This is a genomic window from Faecalibacterium duncaniae (assembly GCF_010509575.1).
Classification (GTDB): Bacteria; Bacillota; Clostridia; order Oscillospirales; family Ruminococcaceae; genus Faecalibacterium; species Faecalibacterium duncaniae.
The window spans coordinates 501,683-523,098 of record NZ_CP048437.1; the positions used below are offsets into that span (position 1 = coordinate 501,683).

Consider the following 21,416-nt stretch of genomic DNA (forward strand, 5'->3'; position numbering starts at 1 on the left):
CATTCAGGAGGAACGCATGGTAACAGGAGCCATTAAAAATAAGGTAGACAAAATCTGGACGGACATCTGGGCAGGCGGCATCACCAATCCGCTGACCGTCATTGAACAGCTGACCTATCTCATGTTCATCCGGTCACTGGACGAGAAAGAGCTTGCCACCGAAGATTTTGAGAACATGGCGGGCGAAAAGATGGAGCACATCTTCCCGGCCAGCGCGGCAGGGCAGTCTATGCGGTGGAGCCGCTTCAAGGATAAAGATTCCCGCGAAATTTTCCTGACCATGCAGCAGCGGGTGTTCCCGGCCATCAAAAAGATGAAGTATGGCCGTCTGCCGGACTTTGACGCAAACGGTGAGCTGGTGGAAATCGAGGACGACCCCACCCGCCCGGATGAGGGCAACACCGCCTTTGCGCGGTATATGGACGATGCCATGTTCCTGATTCCCACGCCACAGGTGCTGCAAAAGATCATCACCGGGCTGGAGGATCTTTACACCCACGACATTGCCGACCTTGATATGCAGGGCGACCTGTACGAGTATATGCTGCTAAAACTGTCCTCGGCAGGGCGGAACGGCCAGTTCCGCACGCCCAAGCACATCCGCGACATGATGGTGGAACTGGTGCAGCCCACGCCGGACGACTTCATCTGCGACCCCGCCTGCGGCACGGCGGGCTTTCTGGTGTCCAGTGCGCAGTACCTCCGCGCCCACTACGAGGACAGCATGACCTCGGAGCAGTGGCAGCATTTTGCCGGCCCGATGTTCACCGGCTTTGACATGGACCGCACCATGCTGCGCATTTCGGCCATGAACCTGATGCTCCACTCCATCACGAACCCGGAGATCGACTACAAGGACAGCGTGTCGAAGCAAAACTCCATTTGCAGCAAGTACACCATTTGCCTTGCAAACCCGCCGTTCAAGGGCACTGTGGATGCCGAGAGCATCAACGACGACCTGAAAGCCGTCACCAACACCAAAAAGACGGAGCTTCTGTTCCTTGCACTCTTCCTGCGGATGCTCAAAACCGGCGGACGCTGCGCCTGCATTGTGCCGGACGGCGTGCTGTTCGGTTCCAGCAAGGCACACCAGAGCATCCGGAAAGAACTGATTGAAAACCATCAGCTGCGGGCTGTCATCTCCATGCCCTCCGGCGTGTTCAAGCCCTACGCAGGCGTGTCCACGGCGGTGCTGGTGTTTACCAAGACCGGCGCGGGCGGCACCGACAAGGTGTGGTTCTACGATATGAAAGCCGACGGCTTTTCGCTGGACGACAAGCGCACCGAGGTGAAGGAAAACGACATCCCGGACATCATCGCCCGGTTTCAGAACCTCGATGCCGAAACTGACCGCAAGTGCACCGAGCAGAGTTTCTTTGTGCCCAAAGAGGAGATTGCCGCCAATGGGTATGATTTATCCATCAATAAGTACAAAGAGACCGAGTATGTGCCGGTGGAGTACCCCTCGACCACGGAGATCCTTGCTGACCTGCATGAGCTGGAAATGGAGATCACCAAGGGTTTGGCAGAGTTGGAGAAGATGATGTGATGGCGAAGTTGGGAGAGGTTTGCTTAATTAACCCCAAGAGTTGCACATTAAGAGATGACACTGAAGTTTCCTTTATTCCAATGACAAAAGTTGGTGAGCACGGGGAGTTCGATGCATCTGAAATTAAAAATTATTCAGAAGTAAAGAAAGGCTTCACAAATTTTCAAAATGGCGATATTTTATTTGCGAAAATTACACCTTGTATGGAAAATGGAAAAGGTGCAATCGCCCATAATATGAAAAACGGAATTGGCTTTGGAAGCACTGAATTTCATGTTTTGCGTCCTGATACAGACAAAATAACGAGCGAATGGCTGTATTATTTGACCACATGGAAGGCTTTTCGCAAAGAGGCTGAGAGAAACATGACTGGAAGCGCAGGTCAAAAACGTGTGCCAAAAACTTTCTTGGAAAATTATGTCGTGAACTTGCCAGATATTGATACCCAAAAAAGCGAAAACAAAATTTTGAGAAAAGTGGACGATTTGATTTTTCTTCGCAAACAACAGCTTGCCAAACTGGACGAGCTGGTAAAGGCGCGGTTTGTGGAGATGTTTGGAGATATAAATGTTAACAATAAGAAATGGATGACTTATCCTCTTGGAGAATTGTGTACGATTGTTAGAGGCGGTTCACCACGTCCAATTGAAAGGTATCTGGGAGGAACTATTCCTTGGATTAAAATCGGTGATGCGACAACTGGAGAAAACATTTACTTGAATTCTACGAAGGAATATATTATTCAAGAGGGCGTAAAAAAAAGCCGTATGATAAAAGCGGGAAGCTTGATTTTTGCAAATTGTGGGGTTTCGCTAGGATTTGCAAGAATTATTACATTTGATGGCTGTATTCACGATGGATGGCTTGCGATGGAAGATATTGACGAAAAGCTCGATAAAATATTCTTGTTATATTCTTTGAATCAAATGACTGAATATTTTAGGAAAACGGCGCCGGCAGGAACGCAACCAAACTTAAATACAAATATTATGAAGATGCATCGTCAAATTGTTCCACCCATGGAAATGCAAAAAGCTTTTATATCATTTGTGAAATGTGCAGATAGGCAAAAGCAAATCGTACAGCAGAGCCTTGAAAAGTTGGAACTGATGAAAAAGGCGCTGATGCAGGAATATTTTGGGTGACTCCCTCAGTCACCTTCGGTGACAGCTCCCTCTGGGAGGGAGCCTTTTGACAAAGAGGGAAAGTTTCCGGCCCGAGAAAAAGCCTCCCTCCTTGAGGGAGGTGGCGCGGCGTTAGCCGTGACGGAGGGAGTTGTACAGCAGAGCCTTGAAAAGCTGGAATTGATGAAAAAGGCACTGATGCAGGAATATTTTGGGTAACTCCCTCAGTCACCTTCGGTGACAGCTCCCTCTGGGAGGGAGCCTTTTGACAAAGAGGGAAAGTTTCCGGCCCGAGGAAAAGCCTCCCTCCTTGAGGGAGGTGGCGCGGCGTTAGCCGTGACGGAGGGAGTGAGCCGCAGAGCCTTGAAAAGCTGGAATTGATGAAAAAGCGCTGATGCAGGAATATTTTGGGTAACTCCCTCAGTCACCTTCGGTGACAGCTCCCTCTGAGAGGGAGCCTTTATGTGGTGGTAAGGCAAAAGCCTCCCTCCTAGAGGGAGGTGGCGCGGCGTTAGCCGTGACGGAGGGAGTTCCAGAAAGGAGCGCGTCCAGATGTCATTGCCATATCAAGGAAAATTGATCCCTCGTGCAAAAGAATTGCGCAAGGACGCAACCAAACAGGAAAATCATCTCTGGTATGATTTTCTGCGTGGCTATCCCGTGCGGTTTCAGCGTCAGAAAACGATTGATGGCTTTATTGCGGATTTCTATTGTCACGTTGCAAGGCTGGTCGTGGAAGTGGACGGTTCACAGCATTATGATGAGCAGGGACTGGCATACGACAAAGAACGCTCCGCCATTTTTGCCGAATATGGTGTGAAGGTGATTCGGTTTTCTAATCTGGAAATAGAGCAGAGCTTTCAAGAAGTTTGCAGTGCAATTGCTTTGGAAGTCAGAAAGCGGGTTCAGGAACTGGAAGATACTCCCTCAGTCAAAGCCTAGCGGCTTTGCCAGCTCCCTCTGGGAGGGAGCCTTTGGCGTAGCGGTGGGGCAAAAGCCTCCCTCCTAGAGGGAGGTGGCACGGCGAAGCCGTGACGGCGGGAGTTTCCCTGTGAGCACCATGATTCTGGTGAAAATTCTGAAATACATGTCGAAATTTGCATCCTTTTGTATAAAACATTGAAATACCATAAGGTGTATGCTACAATGAGGAAAAATATGGTATTTCGACGATGCGAAAGGAGCACATACGATGAACCAGTTCTACGATCAGATGTTTAATCCGACCTATGTGAATCAGAGCTTTTATCAATCGATTCCATCGCAGACGATGTGGCAGTATCAGCAAGACCAAAATGCAGAGGTTCAAAAGGCTGTAAAAGCAATATATGATCTGTGTGAAGCTGTGAATAAATTGGATGCGGAACATCAGCAACAGGCATTTTGCGTGTGCTTGGGAATAATTGCGGCAGAATTGGGATGGGCATAAAATTATCAGGAATGGAGTAAAAAGATGATTACCACTGATAAAAGATATCAGGTTTTTGTTAGTTCGACTTATGATGACCTACAAGATGAGCGCAAAGAAGTGATGCAAGCTCTTTTGGAACTTGATTGTATTCCAGCAGGTATGGAACTCTTCCCGGCATCCAGCGAAGACCAATGGTCTCTTATTAAGCGCGTCATTGATGATTGTGATTACTATATTTTAATTATCGGTGGTCGGTATGGAAGTGTTGGCCCTGATGGGATTAGCTATACTCAAATGGAATTTGAATATGCTCTTAAAACAGGGAAGCCCATCATTTCATTTGTACATAAAAATCCAGCATCCATACCAACTGGAAAAAGTGAGCAGACTGACGAGGGAAAAAAGAAACTAGAAGAATTTAAAAAACTTGCAGAAAAGAAATTGGTCAAGTTCTGGGAAACGCCGGCAGAACTTGGTTCTGTTGTGTCTCGAAGCATGGTAAAACTAATGAAAAATTTCCCAGCAGAAGGATGGGTAAAAGCAGGCAGTGCAGTTGACGAAAAATCCGTAAAAGAGATTGCACGGCTTCAAAAAGAAAACGAGGCCTTGAGAAAGAAAATAGAAAAAATCAGTGTGGAAGCCCCGGAAGGGACAGCAATGCTTAAACAGGGCGATGATTTGGTAACGCTAGGATTTGATTATAGCGCTAGAACGTACAGAGGTAGCTACATAGATATTGTGGGAGAAATAGATGTAACATGGAATGAGTTATTTGCAGAGGTTTCTCCGATTTTAATAAATGAAGCAAGCGAATCTGATATGCGAGGCGTTTTTGAGAATTTGGCAAGAAAAAAGCCTAATAATGTTACTTCAGAATATTCAGATGTTTCGGTGGATAATATAACTGATTCTTCTTTTGGGATGATTTGCGTTCAATTTAAAGCTCTAGGATATATCCAGCTAAGTGAGAAAAAGCACTCTGATCAGACGTATTGGTCTCTTACAAAATATGGTGAATTTGTCATGACACAGCTGGTTGCACAAAGAAGATAAATTAATCGAAAGGAGCCCTCCTTATGTCCAACTTCTCCTATCTCTCCACCCATCCCGAATACTCCCTCTTCGCCAATTCTGCCATCGAGGCCGAGAAAGTGTTCTCCACCTCCCCGGCGATGTGCGCGGTGGGGTGCCGGAAGGCGTTGGAGCTGGCGGTGAAGTGGGTGTATGCGGCAGATAAAACCATCACGATGCCCTACAAGGACAACCTGCAATCCCTGCTGCACGAGCCGAGCTTCCGGTTCGCGGTGGACCGGGATGTGTGGAGCGTGCTGCCCAGCATCGTGAAGGCGGGCAATCTGGCGGTACATACGGGGCATAGTGTGTCGGCGGCGGATGCAGTGTTCAGCCTGCGGGGGCTGTTCGACTTCATCCAGTGGGTGGATTACTGCTACGGCACGGACTATGTGGAGCGCTCCTTTGACGAAACAGCCATCCCCGGCGAAAAGGTAACGCTGGACGAAAAGAAGATCCGGGAACAGGAAAGCCTGCTGACCCAGAAGGATGCCGAGCTGGAAGCCCTGCGCAAGCAGGTGGAGAGCCTTTCGGCGGCGTACACAGCCAGCAAACAGCAGAACCAGCAGAGCCGCAGTTTTACCGCCGCCGACCTGACCGAGGCCGAGACGCGGCAGAAGATCATCGACATCGACCTCAAGGCCATGGGCTGGAAATTCACCGGGCCGGATGCCGATGTGCGCACCGAGTACGAAGTGGACAACATGAACGGCGCGCTGGGGCAGAAGGGCTATGCGGACTATGTGCTGATGGGCAAAGACGGCTTGCCGCTGGCGGTCATTGAAGCCAAGCGCAGCACCAAAGACCCCAACATCGGGCGCAAGCAGGCTCAGCTTTATGCAGACTGTCTGGAGCAGAAATTCGGCCGCCGTCCGATGCTGTTTACCACCAACGGCTACACCACCTATTTCTGGGATGAGCAGAGCGGCCCGCAGCGTGCTGTAAGCGGGGTGTTCTGCAAGGACGATTTACAGAAACTGATGAACCGCCGCACCGAGAAAAAGCCGCTGGACACCATTGAAATTGACGACAAAATCACCGACCGTTACTACCAGAAAAATGCCATCCGGGCTGTCTGCGCCCACATCGCGCAGGGCTTCCGGCGCAATCTGCTGGTCATGGCTACTGGCACGGGCAAGACCCGCACCGCATCCAGCCTGACCGATGTGCTGAGCCGGGGCGGTCATGTGACCAATGTGCTTTTTCTAGCCGACCGCACCGCGCTGGTCAAGCAGGCAAAGGACGACTTCAAAAAGTATCTGCCCGACCAGTCGCTGTGCAACCTATGCTCCTCTAAGGACGATAAGGCCGCGCGCATCGTGCTTTCCACCTATCCCACCATGCTCAACGCCATTGACAACGCCAAGACCAAGGACGGCGTGCCGCTGTTTTCGCCCGCCCACTTTGACCTTATCATCGTGGACGAGAGCCACCGCAGCATTTTCAAGAAATACCGCGCCATTTTTGATTATTTCGATGCGATTCTGGTGGGTCTGACCGCCACCCCGAAAACCGATGTAGACCGCAACACCTACGACTTTTTCGAGATGGAACACGGCATCCCCACCTACGCCTACGATTACGATACGGCGGTCTACACCGACCATGTGCTGGTGCCTTACTACAACTACGAGGTCAAGACGAAATTCACAGAAGAGGGCATCCACTACGACCAGCTTTCACCGGAGGATAAGGCCCGCTACGAGGACGATTTTGCCGAGGACGACACCCTGCCCACCTTTATCCCATCCGAAAAGCTGAACAAGTTCATCTTCAACGCCAACACCGTGGACACGGTGCTGCAAGATCTGATGGAACGGGGCATCCAGACGGCAGGCGGCGACCGCATCGGCAAGACCATCATCTTTGCCCAGAACAAGCGCCACGCGGAGTTTATCCGGGAACGCTTTGGCAAGCTCTACCCGCAGCTGGAGACCCAGTACCCGGGATTCATCCAGCGGGTGGTCTGCGATGATGCCTATGCGCAGTCCATCATTGACGACTTCAAACAGCCAGACAAGCCGCCGTTTATTGCGGTCTCGGTGGATATGATGGACACGGGCATCGATGTGCCGGAGTGCGTGAATCTGGTGCTCTTCAAAAAAGTACGCAGCAAAACGAAGTTCTGGCAGATGATCGGCCATGGTACACGGCTCTGCCCGTCCCTTGCCTGCGTGGATGCCATCGACGGCGAATATACGGGCAAACGGCGTTTTCTGATTTTCGACTACTGCGGCAACTTTGAATTTTTCCGTCAGAAACCCAACGGTTACGAGAGCGCGGACACCAAAAGCCTGTCCGAGAGCATTTTCTGCAAGCAGGTACGGATTGCCGCCGCGCTGCAGGATGGAGCCTATGCGGACGAAAAATACCAGAACTGGCGTAAAATTTTAACAGAAACCTGCCGTGCCGAAGTGGGAGCGCTGAACCCGGAACTGGTATCCGTGCGGCTGCACCGACAGGCCGTGGAACACTATCAAAAGCCGGGAGCCTTTGTCAGCCTGACCGAAACGGACAAGGGTACTCTGATGAAAGAGGTGGCACCGCTCATCTCGCTGGACGACAAAGATGAAGCCGCCAAGCGGTTCGATAACTTTGTGTATGGCTTGCTGCTCTGTGAACTGGAAGGTCTGCCGGGGCTGGGCCGCGCCCAGAAACAGCTGCGCAATACAGCGGCAATGCTGGAAGGGAAGGCTACCATCCCGCAGGTGCAGGCAAAGCTGTCCCTCATTCGGGAGGTGCAGACAGACGAATTTTTGACCTCGCACGATCTGCTCCGCTTTGAGGAAATGCGGCAGGAACTGCGGGAGCTTATCAAGTTTCTGGTGGACGGTGTAGAAGGGCAAAAGCCTGTCTACACGGCCCTTGCCGACCCGGTACTGGAACAGACTGAGGGCAAAACGCTGGATCCCGGCTACGATTTTGGCGAGTACCGGGAACGTGTGAACCGCTACATCATGGAGCACCGCAGCGATACGCTGGCCATCCACAAGCTGACCCAGAACATTCCGCTTTCCCGGGGTGACTATACCGAGCTGGAACATATCTTCACCTGTGAGCTGGGCAGCAAAGAGGACTATGCACGGGAGTTTCGGGATACACCCTTTGGTCTGCTGGTGCGTAAAGTGGCAAAGCTGGACCACGATGCTGCCATGCAGGCATTTTCCAAATTTATCAATGACGAATCGCTGAATGCAAAGCAGATCGCGTTTGTTCGGAAGGTCATTCATTACATTGAGCAGAACGGTTATGTGGAAAGCAAAGCGGTTCTGATGAAACCACCCTTTGACCAGCCCATTCTGTTTACCCGCCTGTTTGATGGCAAAACAGGCAGTGAACTGATGGATACGATCAATTCGGTGAAAGAGAATGCCACCCATGTGACCGCATAAAGTGGTAGAATGTACTGATAAAAACGGTATAATGGACAAGGAGCGGATAGACGGTTTCCGCAGCGCCTTTGCGCCGGGAGAAACTTTATTCTGGCAGGTCCCTGCTGCGGCAAGGGAGAGAATGGCGTTTTACAGTGAGAACCTTCCCCGCCTTTTTTCTGAAAAAATCACGGCGGTATTTGCGGTGTCCGACCACTATGCGCTGGAATTTATGCGATTTTTGCAGGGACAGGGCATCCGCGTCCCGGAGGAGCTGGTGGAACGGGAAAGCACAAGGAGGCTGCCATGTCAGACTTTATGAGGACCCTTTGCAAAATCGCCATTCCGGTCTGCCTTCAAAAGGAAGCGGAACGCCCGCTCACCGTGGAGATTTGGACACGGTGGGCGGGCGTTTTATGTTTATTTTCCGAGTACAACGGAGAGCCTGATCTCCTTTTCCGTCTCGCTCAGGTCAAGAGCGCCGCCATCGGCGACGGTCACGTGCAGCTCATAGAGCGTACCGGCGGTAAGTTCCGTTACAGCCTCGCCGTCCTCGTCTGTGATCGACCACAGTGCAGGATCGACCTTTGCTAGCTTGCCGTCCACGCCATAGGCGTAGAGGGTCAGACCGGAGGTGCTGCCGGACAGGTTATTCATGCGGAAAGCTACCGTGGTGTTGGGATGTACGTTGCGGACGGTCACAGTGTTGCGCCAGCTTGCAACGGTGCCTTCGCCGCCGTCCTGCGCAAACTGTTCCTGCGAGAGGACATTTCTTGCTGCCTGATCAAGATCGACCTTGCGGTAGGGCATTTCGGGCAGATAAACGAAACGGTCCTGCAAACGAAGCAGTTCCAGATAGCCTGTCGGGCAGTAGAGCGCATTGCCGCTGTTGCCGGCATACATTCCAATGGCCATGTTGTTATAGCCGTACTTGTTGGAAACATCCATCGTGAAAACGGTCTCGCCAGTTTCAAAATCCAGAATGATGTACTGCCACATCCCGGTGGTCACATCCTGCACATAGCCGTAGATATAGCCCGTTGCGGTGGAAAGCTTCAGGATGGAAGTGTCGCTCAGGTCGTTCCGGCTCCAGATGCTCTTCATCTCGTAGCCGTTTGCGGTCTTTACGGTGTCCATGCGCTCGATGCCGGGGGCGATCATAACATTGCCCTTCATGAGCCAGTTCTGGTCGTAAATATTAGCGTAGCTCTGGATGGAGGAGTCGTTGTTGGGATCCGCCAGACCTGCATTGCCCGCGCCAAACCAGTTGCAGACGATGGTGCTGACGGTGCCATTGCCGTCGTCATAGACGATGGCAGAGTTCTCAACGGCTACCTGATAGCCCTCGGGCAGGTCATCCAGCACCGGGGCGCTTGCCACGACCTCGCCGGTCTTCATATCGAGCGCAAGAAGGTTTACGATATCCTGATTGTCGGTGAACAGCACAAGGTTCGGTGTCAGTGTGGGAGAGCAGCCGCCGCCCCATGCAAGACCGCCGCCAGTGGTCTTATCGCCTTCGCCGCTCACCTTTGCACCCGCGCTCTCATAGGGCGTGCACCACACAACGTCTACGCCTTCTTCTGCACGCAGAAGATAGCAGTTCTGGTTGGTGAGGATCACCGCACCGTCCTTGGAGGCGGCGATGCCGTTCTCGGCACCCTCGCCGGGGGTCAGCTCGTAGACAAAGACAGCCTTTGAAAGGTCTGTCTGCTCGCCATTCAGGATCGCATCAATGGCAGAACGGGCAATATAGCCGATGACGCCCTGCTGCTGGCGCTGCGGATAAATGCGGAAGCCGCCCGTTGCAAACCAGAGGTTTCCGTCGTAGTCAAAGACCACGGACAAAAGATTCTGCGTCAGCTCTTTTCCAAGCGCGGCTTCGGCGGCAGCCTTGATATCAATGTCCAGTACCTTCTCAAATTCGGGCAGCACATTGCCGTTTTCATCTGTTGCACGGAGCATCAGCACATGGTTGTTGCTCGTGGGGCAGACGATGCGGTTTTCCGAGTCAAGGAACGTGTAGGAGCTCTGGATAACGTAACCGCCGCCGTCATGCTTCTTTGGCGAGAAATAGCCGAGCGTTTTTGTTTCTTCGGCGTTCAGGTTGCGGATGGCGATGCCGCCCAGCAGCGGCACAACGGCATGGCCGTAGCTGTCAAAATAGATAGCGGGAGAAGCATTTGCATTCGTTGTCTCATAGGAAACGTTGATCTCAGGATAGATCGCAAGCGGCAGGATCTCATCCGTTGAATCTGTGTTGTAGCCGTCGTGATGAATGTTTGCATCGCTCTTGGCCATGTAGGGGTTTTCCTCCACCTGCTTGGGGTTCAAGGCCTTCACAGGCAGTGCCGCAGAGGTCGTCTCCGCAGCAGAGGGCTGCACCACGGCGGACGGTGCAGAGGGCTGAGAAGCGGCAGCACTGTCTGCCGGCGTCTGTGTTCCGCCGCAGGCGGCCATGGAAAGGCACAATGCTGCGGTCAGCGACAAGCTCAACGCAGAGTGGATGATCTTTCTCTTTTTCATAAGTCGTTCTCCTTGTTGTGTTCGTTGCGGTCAGGTCGGCGCTGCTCTGCCGGATTTTTTTGATCCAGCCAGATGCAAAAACCCTGCCGCAAAGCGGCTTCGGTCACTGGCTCCAGCAGAAAGTAGTCTGCACGCAGCCGGAAGGCATGGAGCGAAAAATTCAGATCGCTGCACCAGATAACGCGTGTTTGGGGACAAAGCGCGCGCAGATGCTCTACTGCATTCAATCCATCCACCCCCGGCAGGGCGATCACGGCATTTGTCAGCGGATCGCAGCGTGCGGCTTCAAAAAAGCTTTCCTGATCGTGGTAACAGTCCATTTGGGGAAATAAACAATGCTCGGCGCAGAACTGCAAGATCTGCTCTGCCCAAAAAGCTTCCTGCGCCCTGCTGTTTGTCAGCACGGCGATTCGATACACAGCGACCCTCCTTCCTTCTGCCGTTGTTGAGGTTCTCTGTCTCTAGTATACGGGCGGATACGGCTGTTTCAAGCTGTTTGGCACGAAAGCCCCTTTTCCGTCACGAAATCCCGTTTTCTGCTGCGACAGAACCGGGCAACTGTGCTATAATCAGGATGAAAGAGTTTATAAAGGAGGTTGGAAGCTGTAAAACGGCTTCCTGATACAGCATGAGGATCGCAATCGTCGATGACCTTGATACCGAGCGCACACTGCTGAAGGAGCGCTTGGTGCGGCAGCTGAGTCAGCGCGGCGCAGATGCAGAAATTTTAGAGTTTGACAGCGGGGAAGCCTTTCTGGCGGCAGAAAAAGAGCAGCGCTTTACCGCCGCATTTCTGGATATTTACATGAATGGTTTAAGCGGCATGGACGCGGCAAAGGAACTTCGGAAAACAGACGCAGACTGTCTTCTGGTTTTTACCACCACCTCGACAGACCATGCACTCGAGGGGTTTCAGGTACGGGCATTTCATTATTTGGTCAAGCCCTTTTCAGAGGCCGAGTTGTCCGGTCTGTTGGATGAAATGCTCGCAAAACTCCCCCGCCCGGAGCCGGTTTTGACGGTGAAGGTGGATGGCAGCGACATCCATTTGCGCTATCGTGATATCATATCCGCCGAGCATTTCGCCCACATCATCAATATCCGCACCACTGCCGGCAAAACGCTTGCCATGCGCCAGAGTTTCAAGGCGTTCACAGAGCCGCTCAAAAAGGACCCGCGCTTTTTTGTTTGTGGCCGCGGTACGATCATCAATATGGAGAATGCTGCCGATTTTCAGGCTGCCGCCTTCTGTATGACGGACGGCAGCCGCGTCTATGTCAGTCAGGAGCTTTTGAAAGCCGCCCGACAGGCGTTTATGGAATTTCTGCTGCAAAGGGGGCGTGTGGGTTGAAGGATGTTCTGCGCCCGATCCTGGAGCTTACCGTTGTGTTTCCCGGCCTGCTGCTCGCGTATTTTCCGGTGCGCTCCTATCTGAAGCAGTCTTCCGCAAAGCTTGCGGTATGGGAGGTGCCGCTGCTGTTCGGGCTTTGCCTTGGCGGCGGGCTGCTTTGCTATCATTTCGGTCTCTCGACCGCGTTCCCCTTGCTGCTCATAACGTTTGTGACAATTTTCCTGTATCTCAAAACGCTGCGGCTCTCTCTCTGGAAATCCGGGACCATCGCGCTGGCGGTCTGCGCGGTATTTGCGTGCCTGAATAGCTTGTCCCGCGCCGTTGGTACGGCGATAACGATCCGGCTGCAGCTGCCGCCGGACAAGCCGTGGTTCTGTTTTAGCGCCTGCATTTTTTATAACGTGATCTGCTGGCTGATCACTGCCGCAGCCTATTATCCCGCCACCCACGCAGTACGCGCGATGGTGGAGGATGACAATTTTGCGCAGACGTGGTATGTGTTCTGGGTACTGCCGCTGGTGTTCATCCTGCTGAATCTTTTTATAACCCCGCGCTACCAGATAACGCTCCGTATAGGGCGGGTCTTGCAGGTCTACATCGTTATGAGCATCGCACTTTTGTTCCTGCTGTTCTTGTTCAATACAATTTTCCTGCTGATGGCAAACAGCCTTAACCGGAATGCGAGGTTGCAGCAGGAAAATCAGTTTCTTTCCATGCAGCAGCAGCGCTATGAAAGCCTGAAAGCCGCCATTGAAGAAGCCCGGCAGGCGCGGCACGATATGCGCCACCAGCTGAATCAGATCTCCGCACTGGCAGAAACAGGAGATCTGGACGGCCTGAAAGCCTACCTTGCAAAAACTGCCGCCCGGATCCCGGATCTGGACATGAATTTCTGCGAAAACCGTGCGGCAGATAGTGTCGCAGGCTATTATTGCGCCCTTGCAAAGCGTGAGGGTGTTCCCTTTTGTGCCAAACTCGACTTACCACAGGTGCTTCCTGTGGACGAGATTGATCTGTGTCTGGTGCTGTCTAATCTTCTGGAAAACGCATTCGAAGCCAGCCTGCGCACCGCACCCGCCCGGCGCAAGATCGAGGTCACCGCGTATGTCCATGCCGAGCGGCTTCTTTTGGTCGAAGTGGAAAACGCATTTGACGGTGAAGTCAACGAAAAAAGCGGGCTCTTCCGCTCGTCCAAGCGAAAGGAAAACGGGATCGGCATCCAGTCTGTCCAGCATATTGCAGAAAAGACCGGCGGTGCAAGCACATTTACCCATCAGAATGGCGTTTTCTCTGCCAAGGTCATGCTTTGTGGAGAAAAGCAGCCGCCAGAGACCGCAGACAGCACCACGGAGTTGTAGGGAAAGTGCGGAAAGTAATGCGGGAAGTGCGGAAAGTAATGCGGGAAGTGCGGAAACTTGCCATATAAAAAAGCAGAAACTTCTTTCCTCAAATGGCAACCTCCATGCTAAAAGTGGCAAGTGACATATACAAAATGCCATTATACAGAAATGCCCACTCCCCTGAGAACTTCTCAGACGAGTGGGCATTTTTCTTCCCGTGTATCAAATTTGACTTTGCGGTCACTCAAACCGCCATCAAGTCATGGATCAAAAATCATTATTTTTCATTTGTCCCAGAGTAAGTGCATGGTTTCTGCACTGTTTTTGCACTGTTTCAAGGGATGCAAGGGGCACTCTGACTTGCAAAATACGACAAAGGATGCAGAAATTACATAGTGAAAAATCACGATGCTTTGCACAAAAATAACGAAAGCTCGAAAGTTTCAAAATCAGAGTGTTCTGCCCGGTGGGCTCTTTTAATCAGAGGGCCAGGGAATCGAGTTCCCTCGAGCGCACCAAAGAAAATTTGTAATTAACCGTTAAAAGACCATAACAAAGCTGCACGGGGGAGCTTTGTTATGGCAGAATGCGGAAAGCTGGATATAATCTCTGGGCACAAGGCTGTTTGCCTTTGCAGTTTCCACAATGCTGTAGATCACCGCGCTGGCCTTTGCACCGGCAGGCGTGTCGCTGAACAGCCAGTTCTTTCTGCCGACAGTAAAGGGACGTATCTGGTTTTCTGCACGATTGGAGGGCTGCTTCTCCATGGAGTCCTCCTTGCTGTGTCTCTGCATTTTTCAGACTGCTTCAAAAATACATTTTTTATGGTACTATTTTCTCACTTTGGAGAGAGCGGGGAAAGACATGGTTTCATTAGGCGGTTCAGAACGGATTGCAGAGAAGCATCTTGTTAAAATTTTTTGAGGCACTTTTTTGTGCAATCACGATATTATCGTGAGCTTTTTCCTGTCGAAAAAGAGAAAATGATGTCTGAAATGATCTGGTTGTTGACAAATCGACAAAATAACCGGTATTATGAGCATATAGCATCCCCTTGGAGAAGTCGTTTCGTTAGATTGAAAATGCCGGTGACAGGAGAAGACTATCATGAAACAGATGCTGAAATGTACGGCAACGATTTTTGCCAGCATCCTGGTTGCGCTTTGTCTGACGAGTTGTACGCCTGAAAAGGTTGTGGAAGTGGTTCGGGAAGTTGAGACGGTGCGCATTTGGATACCGTGTCAAACGAGTTGAGCCAAGAACTGGTGAAAAACGGCGATACGAATGCCTATTAAGTTTCATATTTCAAAAACGTTGCGTATGAAAGTGAGTATTATGAATCGATAAAAAGACGGTTGATTCTGGAAGAAATTAACGATCATGTGGTTCAGATAGAACCGCTTGAGCGTGAGTTTGAAAGTGCAAAAGTTCAGGTCGGATTTGCGAGCGTACAGATCGATGAAATGACCTATGGGATCATTATATTCCAGATACCGACAGTAAGACCGGCAGAAGCAGAAACGGCCGGTATGTTTTCATAATGATTTTTGCATTCTGACATAGAAAACGTCCCCGTGCAGTTTTGATATCCTGCACGGGGACGTTTTGTGATCTTTTTATTTCCTCATTTCCGCATTCACCCATTCCCGCACGCGGTCAGGCCGGTTGGTGACGATGCAGTCAGGGCCAAGGGGCAGCAGGGAACGGACTGCGTCCTGGGTGTCCACGGTCCAGAACGCGGCCTGGATGCCCATGGCGTGGAGCTGGTTCACAAGCTCGGGGTTGGAATAGGCGGTGTGATACTCGCAGCTGACGATATCCACGGGGAAATCCAGCGTTTTGATGTAGGCAGCCACATCCGCCTGCTCCTCCAGATGGCCGATGACCTGCTCCACGGTCTCGCCGGGGAAGTTGGCACGGAGCATATCGACCTTGTCGGCCACCGTGCGGTAGATGAGATTGTTCCGCAGGTCGATGCAGTTTTCCTCGCTGAAGGGCTCGTCCATGCTGTTCACAAGACCCAGATCCTTCCACACCACCGGCGGAGGCAGCACCATGCTGAGGAAGGCGCCGTAGGTCAGCGCGCCTACCTTCAGCTCGGGCATCAGCTGCTTTGCCTGCCGCAGCTGAGAGTGGTGGAAGGAGATGAGGGTGAGCCGATCGGTGAGCCCGGCGGCGCGGACTGCATCCAGCACCCGGGGCACAAAGTCGGGGTCGTCCTCCAGTGGGCTTTTCAGTTCCAGCTGTACCTGGGTGCCCTCCATGCCGGCGCAGAGCTCCAGCGCTTCCTGCAGCGTGGCGATCCTCTCGTTGGCGTAGATGGCATCTTTCCAGCTGCCGAAATCCAGAGCCTTCAGCTCGCCCATGGTCAGGTCGTAGATCTGGCCGGAGATGTCGGTGTGCATGTCCACCATATAGTCGTGGTGGATGACCAGCTCGTTGTCGTAGGTCTTCTGTACATCCATTTCCACGCCGTCCGCGCCAATCTCCATCGCCTTGCGGAAGGCGACCAGCGTGTTCTCAGGGGCCAGATAGGATGCACCGCGGTGCGCAATGATTTGGGGTGTCGTCATCTTGTGCTATGATTCCTTTCCTCACAGTTGGCTCAGGCCAGATCTTCGCCGTCGGAGGCGATGACCTTTTTATACCAGTAGAAGCTGTCCTTCCGGCTGCGGGCCAGCGTGCCCTTGCCCTCGTTGTCCTTGTCCACATAGATGAAGCCGTACCGCTTCTTCATCTCGCCGGTGGAAGCACTGACCAGGTCGATGGGGCCCCAGGTGGTGTAGCCCAGCAGGGGCAGGCCATCCTCGTTGATGGACTTTTCCATCTGCTCAATGTGGGCCCGCAGGTAGTCGATGCGGTAGGTGTCGTGGATGGAACCATCTGCTTCCACCTTGTCCACCGCACCCAGACCGTTCTCCACGATGAAGAGCGGTTTCTGGTAGCGGTCATACAGGCTGTTCATGGTGATGCGCAGACCCACCGGGTCGATGGCCCAGCCCCAATCGCTGGCCTTGAGGTAGGGGTTCTTGACGGCATCCATGATGGCATTGCCACTGGCCTTGTTCATCAGTTCGGGGTCCACAGTGGCGCAGCGGCTGGAATAGTAGCTGAAGGAGATGAAGTCCACAGTGCCCTCTTTCAGCAGCTGCTCGTCGCCCGGCTCCACCTGCAGGGCAATGCCTGCACGCTCCATCCGTTTTTTGGCCCAGACAGGGTATTCGCCGCGGGACTGGACATCAATGAAGAAGTAGTTGTCGCGGTCAGCCTCGGCAGCGGCCTGCACATCGGCAGGGGCGCAGGTGCGAGGGTAGAACTGACCGGCGGCCAGCATACAGCCCACCATGGCGTCGGGCATGATGGCATGGGCCAGCTTGACGGCCTTTGCGCTGGCCACCAGCTCGTGGTGAGCGGCCTGATATTTGACCTGCTGCACATTCTCGCCGGGCGCAAAGAGCAGACCGGCTCCCATAAAGGGCATGTGGAGCAGCATGTTGATCTCGTTGAAGGTCAGCCAGTACTTGACCTTGCCCCGGAAGCGCTGGAACAGCACCTCACAGTAGTGGGCGTAGGCATCCACCATCCGGCGGTCTTTCCAGCCGCCGTACTTTTTGATCAGGGCAATGGGGGTATCAAAGTGGCACAGGGTCACCAGCGGCTCAATGCCGTACTTGTGGCACTCATCAAAGAGTTCCTCATAGAAGCGCAGGCCCTCTTCGTTGGGCTGCGCGTCATCGCCGTTGGGCAGGATGCGGGTCCAGGCAATGGACAGGCGGTAGCAGCGGAAGCCCATCTCGGCAAAGAGCTTGATGTCCTCCTTGAAGTGGTGGTACATGTCAATGGCTTCGTGGGAGGGGTAGAAGTGCTCGGCATCGCAGTCCAGCATCTTCAGCTGGCCCAGCGCCACGGGGAAGCGGTCGGGGCCAAAGGGTACCACGTCCACACTGGACAGGCCGCGCCCGCCCTCGTTGTAAGCGCCCTCGCACTGGTTGGCGGCAGTGGCACCGCCCCACAAAAAGTCTTTCGGGAATTTACCCATAGGTCTTACCTCCTGATGCAGTTGAATTCTGATACTTCAATGATACCATGTTCTGAGCCGCTGTCAACCGGGAAAGTACGACTTTAGCCGTCAATTCGACGAAAAATGTTGCTGATTTTTGACACTTTTCACGAAGAAATCGAAAATTGCGAGCGATTTTCCTTGGAATCTGTTTCTTCCAAACGGACAGTAAGTGTGATAGACTGAATAGGTAAACGGAAAACGGCTCACCCTGTCCTTCATTGCTTTGCAATGCCGGAGCGGGCGAGGACGTTGATGAAAGAGCTATCAGGAAAAATGGAGTGTTTGCTATGACTGAATTCAAGCCCATCAAGGAAGGCAAAGTCCGCGAGATCTATGACAATGGCGACAGCCTCATTATGGTTGCCACCGATCGTATCTCTGCATTTGATGTGATCCTGAAAAATAAAGTGACCAACAAGGGCAAGGTGCTGACCCAGATGAGCAGGTTCTGGTTCGACTACACCAGGGATGTTCTGCCCAACCACATGCTGAGCGTGGATACCGCCGATATGCCCGAGTTCTTCCGCACGCCTGCCTTTGAGGGCCGGAGCATGAAGTGCCGCAAGCTGACCATGCTGCCCATCGAGTGCATCGTGCGCGGCTACATCACCGGCAGCGGCTGGGCCAGCTACCAGCAGAACGGCACCGTCTGCGGCATCCGCCTGCCCGAGGGCCTGCAGGAATCCCAGCAGCTGCCCGAGCCCATCTACACTCCTTCCACCAAGGCTGAGATCGGCGACCACGATGAGAACATCAGCTACGAAAAGAGCATCGAGGTGCTGGAAAAGCAGTTCCCCGGCCACGGCGAGGACTACGCCACCAAGCTGCGGGACTACACCATTGCCCTGTACAAGAAGTGCGCCGCGTATGCCCTGAGCCGCGGCATCATCATTGCCGACACCAAGTTCGAGTTTGGTCTGGATGAGAACGGCAACGTGGTGCTGGGCGATGAGATGCTCACCCCCGATTCCAGCCGCTTCTGGCCGCTGGAGGGCTATGAGGCCGGCCACGGTCAGCCCTCTTTCGATAAGCAGTTCGTCCGCAACTGGCTCAAGGCCAATCCCGACAGCAACTACGATCTGCCTCAGGATGTCATCGACAAGACCATTGCCAAGTACGAGGAAGCTTATGAGCTCCTGACTGGCAAGAAGCTGTAAACACTCTGATCTTCTTTCTCCCCTCTGCTGTATAACGGCAGGGGGGATTTTTATATCAGCAGACCTGCCTGGAGGGACGGCGGGGTGTTCTACAAAAAAATCCCCCCGCCCATGAACAGATGGGGCGAGGGGAAAGCTAAGGGTTGGCAGTGTTACAGGATGCGCACCCGGATGACAGCAGGGATGGCGGCCAGCTTCTCAGCCAGCCTGCCGTCCACGGCACCGGTCGCGTCCAGCATGGTGTAAGCCATGTTCTTTTTGCTTTTGTTCACCATGTTTTCAATGTTCAGGCCCGCTTCGGTGGTCAGGGCGGTGATCTGGCTGATCATGCCGGGCTCGTTCTTGTGGATGATGCAGATGCGCTTGCCGCCTGCACGGGGCTGATGCACCTCGGGCATGTTCACCGAGTGGGTGATGTTGCCGTTCTTGAGGTAATCGCTGATCTCCTGCGCGGCCATTGCGGCACAGTTGTCCTCGGCTTCCGGCGTGGAAGCACCCAGATGCGGGGTGCAGACGATGCCGGGCTTGCCCAGAATGGCCTCAGTGGGGAAGTCGGTCATGTAGCCGGAGACCTTGCCCGTCTCCATGGCCTCCAGCAGGGCTGCGGTGTTCACCAGCTCACCGCGGGCGTAGTTCAGGATCTTCACGCCGTCCTTGCACAGGGCCAGGGTCTGGGTGTTGATGGTATCCTTGGTGGTGGGCAGGTAAGGAACATGGAGGGTGATGTAGTCGCACAGAGGGAGCATGTCGTTCAGGTTCACGCAGTGGTGTACCTGGCTGGAAAGGTTCCAGGCGGCATCAATAGAGATGTAGGGGTCGTAGCCGTAGACCTCCATGCCCAGCTCAATGGCGCAGTTGGCCACCCGGGAACCGATGGCACCCAGACCGATGACACCCAGCGTCTTGCCCTTGATCTCGTTGCCCACAAACTTTTTCTTGCCCTTTTCCACGGTCTTGGCCATGGCGGGGTCGCCGGTCAGGCCCTGGCACCACTGGGCGGCGGCGGCCACATTGCGGCTGCCTGCGATCAGCATCCCAATGACCAGCTCAGCCACGGCGTTGGCGTTGGCACCGGGGGTATTGAACACCACGATGCCCTGCTCCGAGCAGCGATCCAGCGGGATATTGTTCACACCGGCACCAGCACGGGCAATGGCCAGCAGGTTGTCGTTGAAGGTGGTGTTCAGCAGGTCAGCGCTGCGCACCAGAATGCCATCGGGGACATCGGTGTCCACCGAAACATCAAACAGGTTCTTGTTCAGCTTTGCCAGGCCCACCGGGCTGATGGCGTTCAGGGTCTTGATCGTAAACATACTTTCCTATCTCCTATACACAAATCAGGCATTTGCCTTGCGGAATTTCTCCATGAAGTCCACCAGCTTCTCTACGCCTTCGGTGGGCATTGCATTATAAATGGAAGCGCGCATACCGCCCACCAGACGGTGGCCCTTCAGGTTGACAAAACCGGCTTCGGCGGCTTCGGCGCAGAACTTCTTGTCCATGTCGGGGTCGGGGCTGGTAAAGGTGACATTCATCGTGCTGCGGTAGCGGTGCTCCACAGGGTTGTGGAAGAACTCCTGACCGTCCAGATAATCGTACAGGATCTTGGCCTTGGCTTCGTTGATCTTCTGCATGTTTTCCAGACCGCCGATGTCGTTTTCCAGATACTTGAGCACCAAGCCGGTCATGTAGATGCACCAGCAGGGGGGCGTGTTGTACATGCTGTCCTTGGCCAGCAGGGTGGTGTAGTTCATCATGGTGGGCACGGTGTCGGCGGCGTGGCCCAGCAGGTCGTCCCGGACAATGGCAATGGCCATGCCGGCGGGGGCTACGTTCTTCTGCACGCCAAAGTAGATGCAGCCATACTTGCTCACGTCCACAGGTTTGGAGAGGATCATCGAGCTCATGTCCGCCACCAGCGGCACACCCTCCACCTGAGGTACCTCAACGTACTGGGTGCCGAAGATGGTGTTGTTCTGGCAGATGTGGATGTAGCTTGCGTCCTTGTCGTAGTCGATGGCGTTGACATCGGGGATGTAGGTGAAGTTCTTGTCCTTGCTGGAAGCAACGATCTTCACCTCGCCGAACTTGGCGGCCTCCTTGGCAGCCAGATTCGAAAAATTGCCGGTGACCAGATAATCAGCCTTGCCAGTGGTCATAAAGTTCAGGGGCACCATGGCAAACTGCTGGGTGGCACCGCCCTGGAAGAAACCGACCTTGTAGTTGTCAGGGATGTTCATCACCCGGCGCAGGGTGGCTTCGGTTTCAGTGATGATGGCATCGAACCACTTGCTGCGGTGGCTCATCTCCATCACGCTCTGGCCGGAATCGCCGTATTCCAGCAGCTCTGCCTGTGCCTGACGGAGCACCTTTTCCGGTAACATGCTGGGGCCTGCGCTGAAGTTGTATACTCGTGCCATATGGAACTCTCCCTTTCCTATCCGTACCGCCGCTCT

The 21,416-nt window shown here is 53.4% G+C and carries 16 protein-coding genes and 1 pseudogene; 10 read left to right on the forward strand and 7 right to left on the reverse strand.

The features are described from left to right. Positions 1-16: 16 nt before the first annotated feature. The 6 genes from GXM22_RS02335 to GXM22_RS02360 all read left to right on the forward strand — a co-directional run bounded on the left by GXM22_RS02335 (position 17) and on the right by GXM22_RS02360 (position 8,547). Positions 17-1,549 carry a type I restriction-modification system subunit M gene (locus GXM22_RS02335; protein WP_005929539.1) on the forward strand — a complete coding sequence of 511 codons (1,533 nt, stop codon included), beginning with the start codon at positions 17-19 and terminating at the stop codon, positions 1,547-1,549. After that, positions 1,549-2,694, forward strand: a complete 1,146-nt coding sequence (locus GXM22_RS02340; RefSeq protein ID WP_005929536.1) for a restriction endonuclease subunit S — start codon at positions 1,549-1,551, stop codon at positions 2,692-2,694. The genes GXM22_RS02335 and GXM22_RS02340 overlap by 1 nt, the downstream gene beginning before the upstream one ends. 531 nt (positions 2,695-3,225) lie before the next feature. Beyond that, positions 3,226-3,615: an endonuclease domain-containing protein gene (locus GXM22_RS02345; RefSeq protein WP_005929530.1), complete on the forward strand. Its 390-nt coding sequence runs from the start codon at positions 3,226-3,228 to the stop codon at positions 3,613-3,615. Between the two features lie 250 nt (positions 3,616-3,865). Beyond that, complete coding sequence (locus tag GXM22_RS02350; RefSeq protein WP_005929527.1) at positions 3,866-4,102, forward strand: hypothetical protein; 237 nt, start codon at positions 3,866-3,868, stop codon at positions 4,100-4,102. A gap of 24 nt (positions 4,103-4,126) precedes the next feature. Then, on the forward strand, positions 4,127-5,137 hold the full coding sequence (locus tag GXM22_RS02355) for a DUF4062 domain-containing protein (RefSeq protein ID WP_005929524.1): 1,011 nt from the start codon (positions 4,127-4,129) through the stop codon (positions 5,135-5,137). A 23-nt stretch (positions 5,138-5,160) separates the two neighbouring features. Next, on the forward strand, positions 5,161-8,547 hold the full coding sequence (locus GXM22_RS02360; RefSeq protein WP_005929521.1) for a DEAD/DEAH box helicase family protein: 3,387 nt from the start codon (positions 5,161-5,163) through the stop codon (positions 8,545-8,547). A gap of 399 nt (positions 8,548-8,946) precedes the next feature. Here the strand turns inward: GXM22_RS02360 and GXM22_RS02370 are convergent, their stop codons facing one another. Then, the gene (locus tag GXM22_RS02370) at positions 8,947-11,049 is read right to left on the reverse strand and encodes a hypothetical protein (protein ID WP_005929511.1); all 2,103 of its coding nucleotides are present in this window, start codon (positions 11,047-11,049) and stop codon (positions 8,947-8,949) included. Next, complete coding sequence (locus GXM22_RS02375; RefSeq protein ID WP_005929507.1) at positions 11,046-11,468, reverse strand: response regulator; 423 nt, start codon at positions 11,466-11,468, stop codon at positions 11,046-11,048. Before GXM22_RS02375 ends, GXM22_RS02370 begins: the two co-directional genes overlap by 4 nt. 209 nt (positions 11,469-11,677) lie before the next feature. On the opposite strand from GXM22_RS02375, the gene GXM22_RS02380 reads away from it, so the two are divergent. Both GXM22_RS02380 and GXM22_RS02385 read left to right on the forward strand, forming a co-directional pair. After that, on the forward strand, positions 11,678-12,400 hold the full coding sequence (locus GXM22_RS02380) for a LytR/AlgR family response regulator transcription factor (RefSeq protein WP_005929501.1): 723 nt from the start codon (positions 11,678-11,680) through the stop codon (positions 12,398-12,400). Then, complete coding sequence (locus GXM22_RS02385; protein ID WP_005929498.1) at positions 12,397-13,758, forward strand: sensor histidine kinase; 1,362 nt, start codon at positions 12,397-12,399, stop codon at positions 13,756-13,758. The genes GXM22_RS02380 and GXM22_RS02385 overlap by 4 nt, the downstream gene beginning before the upstream one ends. Before the next feature lie 581 nt (positions 13,759-14,339). On the opposite strand, the pseudogene GXM22_RS02390 reads toward GXM22_RS02385, so the two are convergent. Then, a pseudogene (locus GXM22_RS02390) lies at positions 14,340-14,492 on the reverse strand (IS66 family transposase); the annotation flags it as partial. 355 nt (positions 14,493-14,847) lie between these two features. Between GXM22_RS02390 and GXM22_RS02395 the strand changes: the two are divergent. Then, positions 14,848-14,994: a hypothetical protein gene (locus GXM22_RS02395; protein ID WP_156066819.1), complete on the forward strand. Its 147-nt coding sequence runs from the start codon at positions 14,848-14,850 to the stop codon at positions 14,992-14,994. A 362-nt stretch (positions 14,995-15,356) separates the two neighbouring features. Here the strand turns inward: GXM22_RS02395 and GXM22_RS02400 are convergent, their stop codons facing one another. Both GXM22_RS02400 and GXM22_RS02405 read right to left on the reverse strand, forming a co-directional pair. Next, positions 15,357-16,313 (reverse strand): glycerophosphodiester phosphodiesterase, encoded by a 957-nt coding sequence (locus GXM22_RS02400; protein WP_005929481.1) that lies wholly within the window; start codon positions 16,311-16,313, stop codon positions 15,357-15,359. Between the two features lie 32 nt (positions 16,314-16,345). Then, positions 16,346-17,779, reverse strand: a complete 1,434-nt coding sequence (locus GXM22_RS02405) for a 6-phospho-beta-glucosidase (RefSeq protein ID WP_005929477.1) — start codon at positions 17,777-17,779, stop codon at positions 16,346-16,348. A 311-nt stretch (positions 17,780-18,090) separates the two neighbouring features. Here GXM22_RS02405 and GXM22_RS02410 point away from each other — a divergent pair, with 311 nt between their 5' ends. After that, positions 18,091-18,960 (forward strand): phosphoribosylaminoimidazolesuccinocarboxamide synthase, encoded by an 870-nt coding sequence (locus tag GXM22_RS02410; RefSeq protein ID WP_035393334.1) that lies wholly within the window; start codon positions 18,091-18,093, stop codon positions 18,958-18,960. Between the two features lie 152 nt (positions 18,961-19,112). Here GXM22_RS02410 and GXM22_RS02415 read toward each other — a convergent pair whose 3' ends face one another. Next, the gene (locus GXM22_RS02415; RefSeq protein ID WP_005929471.1) at positions 19,113-20,273 is read right to left on the reverse strand and encodes a phosphoglycerate dehydrogenase; all 1,161 of its coding nucleotides are present in this window, start codon (positions 20,271-20,273) and stop codon (positions 19,113-19,115) included. Positions 20,274-20,297: 24 nt separating this feature from the next. Continuing rightward, complete coding sequence (gene serC, locus GXM22_RS02420) at positions 20,298-21,380, reverse strand: 3-phosphoserine/phosphohydroxythreonine transaminase (protein ID WP_035393327.1); 1,083 nt, start codon at positions 21,378-21,380, stop codon at positions 20,298-20,300. Positions 21,381-21,416: the final 36 nt, after the last annotated feature.

Coding starts and splice junctions, on each gene's coding strand:
- GXM22_RS02370 (WP_005929511.1), bottom strand. CDS start 11,049: ATGAAAAAGAGAAAGATCATCCACTCTGCGTTGAGCTTGTCGCTGACC.
- GXM22_RS02360 (WP_005929521.1), top strand. CDS start 5,161: ATGTCCAACTTCTCCTATCTCTCCACCCATCCCGAATACTCCCTCTTC.
- GXM22_RS02355 (WP_005929524.1), top strand. CDS start 4,127: ATGATTACCACTGATAAAAGATATCAGGTTTTTGTTAGTTCGACTTAT.
- GXM22_RS02410 (WP_035393334.1), top strand. CDS start 18,091: ATGACTGAATTCAAGCCCATCAAGGAAGGCAAAGTCCGCGAGATCTAT.
- GXM22_RS02345 (WP_005929530.1), top strand. CDS start 3,226: ATGTCATTGCCATATCAAGGAAAATTGATCCCTCGTGCAAAAGAATTG.
- GXM22_RS02350 (WP_005929527.1), top strand. CDS start 3,866: ATGAACCAGTTCTACGATCAGATGTTTAATCCGACCTATGTGAATCAG.
- GXM22_RS02395 (WP_156066819.1), top strand. CDS start 14,848: ATGAAACAGATGCTGAAATGTACGGCAACGATTTTTGCCAGCATCCTG.
- GXM22_RS02405 (WP_005929477.1), bottom strand. CDS start 17,779: ATGGGTAAATTCCCGAAAGACTTTTTGTGGGGCGGTGCCACTGCCGCC.
- serC (WP_035393327.1), bottom strand. CDS start 21,380: ATGGCACGAGTATACAACTTCAGCGCAGGCCCCAGCATGTTACCGGAA.
- GXM22_RS02335 (WP_005929539.1), top strand. CDS start 17: ATGGTAACAGGAGCCATTAAAAATAAGGTAGACAAAATCTGGACGGAC.
- GXM22_RS02380 (WP_005929501.1), top strand. CDS start 11,678: ATGAGGATCGCAATCGTCGATGACCTTGATACCGAGCGCACACTGCTG.
- GXM22_RS02415 (WP_005929471.1), bottom strand. CDS start 20,273: ATGTTTACGATCAAGACCCTGAACGCCATCAGCCCGGTGGGCCTGGCA.
- GXM22_RS02340 (WP_005929536.1), top strand. CDS start 1,549: ATGGCGAAGTTGGGAGAGGTTTGCTTAATTAACCCCAAGAGTTGCACA.
- GXM22_RS02400 (WP_005929481.1), bottom strand. CDS start 16,313: ATGACGACACCCCAAATCATTGCGCACCGCGGTGCATCCTATCTGGCC.